This is a genomic window from Acinetobacter lactucae (assembly GCF_013344765.1).
Classification (GTDB): Bacteria; Pseudomonadota; Gammaproteobacteria; order Pseudomonadales; family Moraxellaceae; genus Acinetobacter; species Acinetobacter lactucae_A.
The window spans coordinates 1-10,297 of the sequence record NZ_JABVBF010000128.1; the positions used below are offsets into that span (position 1 = coordinate 1).

Annotated in this window: 6 protein-coding genes and 1 pseudogene; 4 read left to right on the forward strand and 3 right to left on the reverse strand. The window is 37.7% G+C overall.

What is annotated here, in order from left to right:
• Window positions 1-239: 239 nt before the first annotated feature.
• The 3 genes and pseudogenes from HUN22_RS12560 to adeR form a co-directional block, all read right to left on the reverse strand.
• Window positions 240-404: pseudogene (locus tag HUN22_RS12560) on the reverse strand (sodium:solute symporter family transporter); the annotation flags it as partial.
• A gap of 23 nt (window positions 405-427) precedes the next feature.
• Entirely contained in the window at window positions 428-1,495 is a 1,068-nt protein-coding gene (adeS, locus tag HUN22_RS12565; protein ID WP_174729848.1) for a two-component sensor histidine kinase AdeS, read from the reverse strand.
• A gap of 48 nt (window positions 1,496-1,543) precedes the next feature.
• Window positions 1,544-2,272 carry an efflux system response regulator transcription factor AdeR gene (gene adeR / locus HUN22_RS12570; RefSeq protein WP_174729850.1) on the reverse strand — a complete coding sequence of 243 codons (729 nt, stop codon included), beginning with the start codon at window positions 2,270-2,272 and terminating at the stop codon, window positions 1,544-1,546.
• Between the two features lie 146 nt (window positions 2,273-2,418).
• Here adeR and HUN22_RS12575 point away from each other — a divergent pair, with 146 nt between their 5' ends.
• From HUN22_RS12575 to HUN22_RS12590, 4 genes are all read left to right on the forward strand, one after another.
• Window positions 2,419-3,564, forward strand: coding sequence for an efflux RND transporter periplasmic adaptor subunit (locus HUN22_RS12575; protein ID WP_174729854.1), 1,146 nt, complete (start codon window positions 2,419-2,421; stop codon window positions 3,562-3,564).
• Window positions 3,564-6,674 carry an efflux RND transporter permease subunit gene (locus HUN22_RS12580; protein WP_125739595.1) on the forward strand — a complete coding sequence of 1,037 codons (3,111 nt, stop codon included), beginning with the start codon at window positions 3,564-3,566 and terminating at the stop codon, window positions 6,672-6,674. The genes HUN22_RS12575 and HUN22_RS12580 overlap by 1 nt, the downstream gene beginning before the upstream one ends.
• A 79-nt stretch (window positions 6,675-6,753) precedes the next feature.
• Window positions 6,754-8,148, forward strand: coding sequence for an AdeC/AdeK/OprM family multidrug efflux complex outer membrane factor (gene adeC, locus HUN22_RS12585; RefSeq protein ID WP_174729857.1), 1,395 nt, complete (start codon window positions 6,754-6,756; stop codon window positions 8,146-8,148).
• 156 nt (window positions 8,149-8,304) lie between these two features.
• The coding region (locus tag HUN22_RS12590) for an esterase/lipase family protein (RefSeq protein WP_174729860.1) at window positions 8,305-10,297 on the forward strand (1,993 nt) is incomplete at its 3' end.

A 10,297-nucleotide genomic window follows, 5' to 3' on the forward strand; every position in this document is an offset into this window, starting at 1 on the left:
GTTATATTGAAAGCATGTCTCCTGAATATTTGAATAACTCAGAGATAGTTTCTTCAGTTCAATGTCTAACAAATTTTAATAAAGTAGATAGTCTTGAATTAGATCTATTATTGGGAAGTCATAAATGGGAAGATGATCTAAATGCTTTTAGGCTCAGTTCTGATTTGTCTGTAAAAGCTTCCATAAATTCAACAGATTTAGCCTTTATCTCTACTCAATTACTCTATAAATTTTCATCAGACAATAAAGAAGTAACCAATATAACCAGAAGCATAAAAGACTGAACGGCATGCTTCAGCAGCATTTGGTACTGTAAAAAAGCGCATAAGAATATGTGGTAAACCAGCTAAACCAAAAATTAGCCCCATAGACATAGATAAGGTATTAATTGGATTAGATAGCATAATTTTTCATTACTCACATTTGATCATTCAAGGTTTATTTTAATTGTAAATACACTTCTACTATTTCGATTTTCATATCGAATGGTGCCAGAATGAGCTAAAACAATGGCTTGCACGACTGCTAAGCCTAACCCTGTCCCTCCCAAAGCTTTATTTCTAGACTGCTCTACTCTATAAAATGGATTGAATAATTCTTTTTGATATTCAACGGGAATTCCCGGTCCTTCATCGACTATTTCTAAAATCCATTGTCCTTGTTCAACTGAAGACTTAATGTTTAAATTTCCAGGATTAGAGTATCTAATTGCATTATCAATCAACGCGATTAAGACTTGCTCCATACGTCTTGCATCGCAAGATACAAGATCATTAGAAATGTCGTAATTTATAGTGAAATTTGATTCTCTAAGTTTTTCATCAAACATCCGTATTACTTTTTCAACACATCTCAAAAAGTCAACTGACTCAATATTTAACTTAAGCTGTTTATTTTCAAATAAACTCAATGTTCTCAGGTCTTCTACTAGGTAGGACAGCCCCTCTACTTGGTTCAACAAACTTCGAATTAGCTCGGGCTCAGCTTTAAAAACTCCATCTACAATGCCTTGTAATCTACCTTGTAAAATTGTGATGGGTGTTCTTAATTCATGAGCAATAGCAGCATTCCATACTTGTGCATTTTGTACAGAGCTTTCAAGCTTTTGAGCCATATCATTAAAATTTAAAATTAATGTATAAATCTCTGTGGAGTGAACTTTTTGATCATTTGCTCGAGCAGATAAATCACCCTCACTAATTTTATTCGCGGCATCTGCCAATGAATTAATGGGCACAATAAATCTTTTTGCTAACTGCATTCCAATGATTAAAGAAATAATTGAACCACATAAAATGACTATACCTAGCCAAATCCAGTCAACAAGATGAAAATCTGTAAAGTCTCCTTGCAAGGAACTTAATGAAACCCATCCATGATCAATTGCATAGTTATAAACAACATAGCCTACAAATACAGACAATAAAGTGATACTTAAATTCACCATACTAAAAGCAATAAAAAATTGCTTATTAATCCCTAATTTATTTTTCATTGTCGTATCTCAACTTGCAGTATGTCGGCTTGTTTCTATCCAATCCTATTATTCTTGGGGATGATCTAATCTATATCCGACACCGCGGACATTAATAAGCATGTGTTCAAGCCCATACTCTTCTAGTTTTTTTCTTAACTTACTGACATGGCTATCAACCGTTCTTTCTAAAGCATCACTATCGGGCAAGCATTGATTCATCAATTCTCCACGCGTAAATACTTTATGTGGCTGATTAATCATTAAGAGTAGTATTTTATATTCAGTTAATGTCAAGTTAAGTAAGGTCTTCTTTCCCATCTGATTCATATAAGCACTATGAATCTCAGTATCAATTTCAATATTTTTATAAATTAGAGTTTTGATAACCGTTTTTTTATTCTGATGGGTTCGTCTAAGAACAGCCTGAACACGTGCAACCACTTCATTTGGATTGAAAGGCTTGACTACAAAATCATCTGCGCCGATTCGCAAGGCCATCACTTTATCTATATCTTGATCTAATGCAGTCAGCATAATGACGGGCGTTTGTGCTTTTTGACGAATTTTACTCAGTACTTCCCAACCATTGAGTTCAGGTAATTTAATATCAAGTAAAATCAAATCAATGGGTTGTGATGCATGAATTTCGATTGCCTGCTTACCATTCATTGCCCGAATAACTCGCATGCCTTCACGTTTTAAATATTGTTCAATAATGTCCCCAATATCGTATTCATCTTCTACAACAAGAATTTGTTTATCACGGCAATCAAAAGAAAATGAAGCTTCGAACATAGATAAATCATCGAAAAATTTCAGTCAAACTACATAATACGCTTATTTATGTGCTGATCTCCACACTTTTTCCACATTTCAATGACCTTGATTACACACTTACTCAAAATAATAACAACATCAAAAACTCCATAGGGTTGGACAGTATGCAAAAGCATTTTTTACTTCCATTATTTTTATCTATTGGACTAGTTGTCCAAGGTTGTAGCTCAGAAGAAACTAAACAGCCTGAAGTTCCTCCTGCTAAAGTAGGTGTATTAAGTCTTAAACCACAATCTGTTAATTTTAGCGAGAACCTTCCAGCTCGTGTTCAGGCCTTCCGTACTGCCGAGATTCGTCCGCAAGTCGGCGGCATTATTGAAAAAGTATTATTTACTCAAGGTAGTGAAGTTAAAGCGGGTCAAGCCCTCTACAAAATTAACGCTGAAACTTTTGAAGCTGATGTTAATAGCAATCAAGCATCTTTAAATAAAGCTGAAGCAGAGGTTGCTCGTCTAAAAGTTCAACTACAACGTTACGAACAACTATTACCAAGTAACGCGGTTAGTAAGCAAGAAGTGAATAATGCACAGGCAGAGTATCGCCAGGCTTTAGCTGATGTCGCGCAAATGAAAGCTTTACTGGTACGCCAAAATCTTAATTTGCAATACGCAACAGTACGCGCGCCAATTTCTGGTCGTATTGGACAATCATTTGTGACCGAAGGTGCTTTAGTCAGCCAAGGTGATACCAATACTCTTGCTACTGTACAGCAGATCGACAAAGTTTATGTGGATGTAAAGCAGTCTATTGGTGAATACGAACGTTTACAGGCTGCATTACAAAGCGGTGAGTTATCTGCCAACAATGATAAAACCGTTCGTATTTCTAATAGCCAAGGTCAATTCTACAATGTTAGCGCAAAGATGCTATTTGAGGATATCAATGTAGATCCTGAAACAGGCGATGTCACCATTCGTATTGTAGTAAACAATCCTGAACGCAAATTACTTCCTGGAATGTATGTACGTGTCAATATTGACCGAGCATCAGTCCCTCAAGCCCTTCTTGTACCAGCTCAAGCGATCCAGCGTAATAACAATGGTGACCCACAGGTTTATGTCATCAATGCTAAAGGCACTGCAGATATTCGTCCGATTGAACTTGGACAGCAACATGAACAGTTCTATTTAGTGAATAAAGGGCTCAAAGTAGGTGACAAAGTCATCGTTGAGGGAATTGATCGCATTCAACCTAATCAAAAGCTTGAAATAACGAATTGGAAAGCACCTGTTACTAAAGGAGCTCAATGATGTTGTCACAATTTTTTATTCGTCGCCCTGTATTTGCATGGGTGATTGCGATTTTCATTATCTTGTTTGGGCTACTTAGTATTCCCAAACTTCCCATAGCACGTTTCCCTAGTGTCGCGCCTCCACAAGTTACCATTAGTGCTGTTTATCCAGGTGCTACTCCGAAAACAATTAATGACAGTGTAGTGACACTGATTGAAAGAGAACTATCCGGCGTTAAAAACTTACTTTACTACAGCGCAACCACCGACACTTCGGGTATGGCTCAAATATCGGCTACCTTTAAACCAGGTACAGATGTCGATATGGCTCAGGTTGATGTGCAAAATAAAATTAAAGCCGTTGAAGCTCGTCTTCCTCAAATTGTTCGTCAACAAGGTCTACAAGTCGAGGCGACATCATCTGGCTTCTTAATGTTGGTGGGTATTAATTCACCTAGCAATCAATATTCTGAAGTTGATCTGAGCGATTACCTTGTCCGAAATGTCGTTGAAGAATTAAAACGTGTTGAAGGTGTTGGTAAAGTTCAATCATTTGGTGCCGAGAAGGCCATGCGTATTTGGGTAGATCCAAATCGGTTAGTTTCATATGGTCTTTCAATCAGTGATGTAAATGCGGCAATTCGTGAAAATAATGTCGAAATTGCTCCTGGCCGTTTAGGTGATTTGCCTGCCGAGAAAGGACAACTCATTACGGTTCCTTTATCTGCTCAAGGACAATTAAATGACGTTGAACAATTCAAAAATATCAGCTTAAAAAGTAAGATCAACGGTAGTGTCATTAGACTTTCTGATGTTGCGAATGTTGAAATTGGTTCACAAGCATATAACTTTGCTATTTTAGAAAATGGTAAACCAGCAACGGCAGCGGCAATCCAGCTTAGTCCTGGCGCAAATGCTGTAAAAACTGCTGAGGGTGTGAGAGCCAAAATTGAAGAATTAAAAGTTAATTTACCGGAAGGTATGCAATTTAGTATTCCTTACGATACTGCTCCATTTGTCAAAATATCGATTGAAAAGGTAATTCACACATTACTTGAAGCCATGGTTTTGGTTTTCATTGTGATGTATCTATTTCTTCACAATGTCCGTTACACACTTATTCCAGCAATTGTTGCTCCTATTGCATTGTTAGGAACATTTGCAGTCATGCTGCTTGCGGGTTTCTCAATCAACGTACTCACCATGTTTGGTATGGTGCTCGCCATCGGTATTATCGTCGATGATGCGATTGTTGTCGTAGAGAATGTCGAACGAATTATGGCGACCGAGGGCTTACCTCCCAAGGAAGCGACCTCTAAAGCCATGAAAGAAATCACGAGTCCAATTATTGGGATTACCTTGGTACTCGCTGCTGTATTTTTACCAATGGCTTTTGCCAGTGGTTCGGTCGGAATCATTTACAAGCAATTTACGCTAACCATGTCAGTGTCGATCTTATTCTCTGCACTGTTAGCATTGATTTTAACCCCTGCACTTTGTGCGACAATTCTTAAACCAATTGATGAACATCATCAGAAAAAAGGATTCTTTGCATGGTTTGACCGTACCTTTGATAACCTCACTAAAAAGTATGAAATCATTCTCTTTAAAGTGATCAAACACTCCATTCCAATGATGGTGCTGTTTATCATTATTACAGTTGCAACCTTTGCAGGAATGAAATATTGGCCAACCGCATTTATGCCCGAAGAAGATCAAGGTTGGTTTTTAACAACCTTCCAACTTCCATCTGATGCTTCTACTGAACGAACTAAAAGTGTTGTGAAAGAGTTTGAAGCAAGCATTCAAGACAATCCGGATGTTAAAAGCAATACGTCAATTTTAGGTTGGGGTTTCGGTGGTTCAGGTCAGAATGTTGCCGTTGCCTTTACAACACTAAAAGATTTCAAGGAAAGAACATCTTCAGCATCTGAGATGACCAACTCAATTAATGAAACAATGGCACATAGTAAAGAAGGAACATCAATGGCTGTTCTACCTCCAGCCATTGATGAGTTAGGTACGTTCTCTGGTTTTAGCCTTCGATTACAAGACCGAGCGAACTTAGGTATGCCTGCATTGCTTGCTGCTCAAGATCAATTAATGGAAATGGCTGCCAAAAATAAAAAGTTTTATATGGTTTGGAATGAGGGCCTTCCTCAAGGAGATAGTATTTCTCTAAAAATTGACCGAGAAAAATTAAGTGCTCTGGGTGTTAAATTCGCTGATGTTTCAGACATTATCTCAACATCAATGGGTTCGATGTATATCAATGACTTCCCAAATCAAGGCCGCATGCAGCAAGTGATTGTGCAGGTTGAAGCAAAATCACGTATGCAATTAAAGGATATTTTGAATCTTAAAGTAATGGGTGCAAGTGGCCAGTTGGTGTCTTTATCAGAAGTTGTGACTCCTCAATGGAACAAAGCACCCCAACAATACAACCGCTACAACGGACGTCCATCTTTGAGTATTGCGGGCATTCCTAACTTCGATACTTCATCTGGTGATGCAATGCGTGAAATGGAACAACTCATCGCAAAATTACCAAAAGGGATTGGCTATGAATGGACTGGTATTTCTCTCCAAGAGAAACAATCAGAATCACAAATGGCATTCTTACTTGGTTTATCGATGTTAGTTGTGTTCCTTGTACTCGCAGCTCTTTATGAAAGTTGGTCAATTCCGTTATCTGTCATGCTGGTAGTACCATTAGGTATTTTTGGAGCGGTCATTGCCATTATGTGCAAAGGGCTGATGAATGATGTGTTTTTCAAAATTGGCCTGATTACGATTATCGGTCTTTCCGCCAAGAATGCAATTTTGATTGTTGAATTCGCCAAGATGCTCAAAGAAGAAGGAATGAGTTTAGTTGAAGCTACTGTTGCCGCAGCAAAACTTCGCTTACGCCCTATTCTCATGACTTCTCTTGCCTTTACTTGTGGTGTTGTGCCTTTAGTCATTGCATCAGGAGCAAGTTCTGAAACACAACATGCGCTCGGAACTGGCGTGTTTGGCGGCATGATTTCAGCAACAATTTTGGCAATTTTCTTTGTACCGGTGTTCTTTATCTTTGTACTAGGTGCGGCCGAAAAACTGTTTTCTTCCAAGCAGAAAATTAAATCTTAAATGAAATAAAGCAAGGGAAATTAAAGAATTTCCCTTGTTCCTCTTATATCTAAATTTATTCTATTATTTGGAGAAAAGCATGTCTAAGTCGGCTGTTTTATCTCGTGGATTTATGATTTCCACACTTTCAATCACCTTAACTGCATGTATAAGTATGCAATCGCCTCAACCGGCTGTTAAGTCTGATATTCCACAAAATTTCGCTGAATCTTATTCTGGTCCTTCAATTGCTAACCAAGGATATAAAACTTTCTTTGCCGATCCTCGTTTATTGGAAGTCATTGAAATAAGCTTGAATAATAACCGTGATTTACGTACAGCAGCTTTAAATATTGAACGTGCCCAGCAGCAATACCAAATTACTAAATATGATCAACTTCCAACCATTGGTGCAACAGCAAACGCCATTAGGCAAGTTAACCCATCTGTAGATCCTAACAATCCTTATTCTACATTTCAGGTAGGATTAGGTGTAACAGCGTATGAGCTAGATTTTTGGGGCCGTGTTAAAAGTCTTAAAGATGCGGCATTAAATAACTACCTTGCAACACAAAGTGCTAAAGACTCAACTCAAATTAGTTTGGTGAGCCAAGTTGCACAAGCTTGGTTAAACTATTCGTTTGCAACAGCAAACTTAAACCTTGCGGAACAAACCTTAAAAGCTCAACTTGATTCATACAATCTCAACCAGAAACGTTTTAACGTCGGGATTGATAGCGAAATACCTGTACGCCAAGCCCAGATTTCAGTCGAAACAGCACGTAATGATGTCGCAAACTACAGAACACAAGTTTCACAAGCACAGAACTTGTTAAATCTTTTGGCTGGACAAGCGATTCCATCAAAACTGCTTCCGACTCAGTCGGTTAAAACGATTACTCAAGAAAAGAATTTTTCAACAGGCTTAAGTAGCGATTTACTACAAAACCGTCCAGACCTAAAAGTAGCTGAATATCAACTTCGTGCAGCTGGTGCCAACATTGGCGCTGCAAAAGCCCGCATGTTTCCGACCATTACACTCACAGGTTCAGCTGGATATGCATCGACGGAACTGAAAGATTTATTTAAATCTGGCGGCTTTGCATGGTCAGTTGGTCCTAGTATAGACCTGCCTATTTTTGACTGGGGAACTCGTAAAGCAAATATTAAGGTTTCAGAGATCGAGCAAAAGATTGCGCTTTCTGAATATGAAAAAGCGATTCAATCTTCTTTCCGCGAAGTCAATGATGCCTTAGCAGCCCATGCACATATCGAAGAACGTTTAAATGCCCAGCGCCGTTTAGTGTCTGCAACCGATACCACTTATAAACTCTCTACCGCCCGCTTTAGGACTGGAATTGATAGTTATTTGACTGTTTTGGATGCTCAGCGTTCTGCATATTCGGCTCAACAAGGTTTACTGATTCTCGAACAAACCAAATTAAATAATCAAATTGAACTCTATAAAGCCTTGGGTGGAGGGTTAAATAAATAACCTATTCTTCAAAAATCTTTTAAAGGCTAATTAGGCATCATCATTAGCCTTTAAATTTCATGTTTTTTCTAAAAAAGGATGATTAGAAATTCGTTTTTTCGCATATGTAATTCAGTTGATTTGAATTTTGCCCTGCCTTATTTATGAGGTCTAGTTATGAAAATACTAATATTTCCCCTACGCCAATCCTTATGTATTCTCAGCCTATTTAGTATATTAACTACAAGTGGCTGTCAGTTGGTGAGCTTGAAGAAACAGACACTTCATACCACTATTTCTAACGAACGTAATAGTATTCTCACCCAAAAAAAATTAAGCGAAGCCAGCCTAAATGTTTTATATATGTCTGGTATGGATGCAAAAATTTGCATGCAGACTCCAGAAACATGTATTGCTGATTTAGAGAAGATTCCTCAAATACAGGGAGATCAATTATTATCTACTGCCAGCGAACTCTATCTTTCCAAAGCTTTGGCTCTTTCGGAGTCTTATGATTGCAAAACCAACAATAATGTAAATGCTAAAGCTGAAGAAGCAAACAATGCCGACTGTTTGGAACAAGAACTTCACGCTTTAGATAAAAGTATTCGCTATAGCTATGCTTATTTATTTAAATCATCTCGCGAACCTCAAGATCGTATTTTTGATAATCGACAAGTACAAATTCGAGATTTTTATAATCAGGCACTCAATCAATTAGTGAATGTGTATAGTGAAAAGAATACTTCCGCAACAATTCCTTCCGAGATAAAAATTGGTAAAAGTACATATACGATTGATATTGGGTCCTATCAAAAATTACAAGGCAAAAAACTTGAAAAATTCACTTCAAGTTACAACATGAACTTCTCTGGCTTAAGAACCATTAATCGTCGTGATGGTTTCGGCTCAGATTTTGTGGCAGTTTTACACTCTAAAGAAGACCCAAACCAAAAAGAAAACCCATATATCCTTGATCCTCTAGCTTACAATTACCCAAATGGTATCAATCCGAATATTCATAAAGCCCATTACCTTGCTTCTACTCTGGTGGCCGAACCACAAAATGAAATAGCGACCCAAAGTGACATATTAAATATTCCAAATTTCAAAATAAAAATCTATGACCCTTACAATGTCGAAAAAATTAATATTGCAGGCAAAGAATACTCACTGGCAGCAAATTTCTCTGCACCTTATGGTTTATGGCTGGCTGAAAATAATCTAGGTGCGGCTGCATATTTGACCCTGATTGACCGCAATCAACGATTAAACATGCCACATTTATATATGCTTGAACCCTATAATCCAAATAAAAAAGTAATTGTATTGGTTCATGGGCTGGCCAGTAGTCCAGAAGCATGGATTGCAGTAACCAATGAAATTATGGGAGATAAAACGTTACGTGAAAATTATCAAGTTTGGCAAATCTTTTACTCAACCAATATGCCTATTTTAGAAAGTCGTTTTCAAATTTATGCATTACTTAAGCAAGCATTTGGATCTCTTAATCCGCAAGACCCCGCTGCCACTAATGCTGTTTTAATTGGTCATAGCATGGGAGGAATTATTAGTCGGCTTTTAGTGAGTAATGCTGATATTTTAAAAGAAGCCTTACCTATGATGAGTAACTATGAACAAGCACGTATGAGAAAACATCCTGTAATTAGCGAACGTTTAAAAATGGAACCTATTCCAAACTTTGATCGCGTCATTTTCCTTGCGGCTCCGCATCGGGGGACAAACTATGCCGATCGATGGTTCACTTTAACTGCACGAAAAATTATTCGATTACCCTCTACATTTTTAAAAACATTAACTGATACATTGATAAGTAATGACGACGACCTTAAAGACTTTGTAAGAACTATCAATAATAAACTTCAAAATGGCCCTAGCGATCTGAGTAATAAATCTGAGTTTATGGAACTCACCTCAGGCATAACCCCTAAAGAAGGTCTAGTTTTTCACTCTATTATGGGCAATATCACCAAAAGCGATGATCCAAACACCATTACAGACGGTATTGTTCCGTATAAAAGTGCTCATTTGGAGGGGGCTATTTCAGAAAAAGTCATTAAAGGTGGGCATTCAATCCAACTAAAACCTGAAACAGTATTAGAACTTCGTCGTATATTGAGCCAACATTTAATAAATCATAGTTTAAATG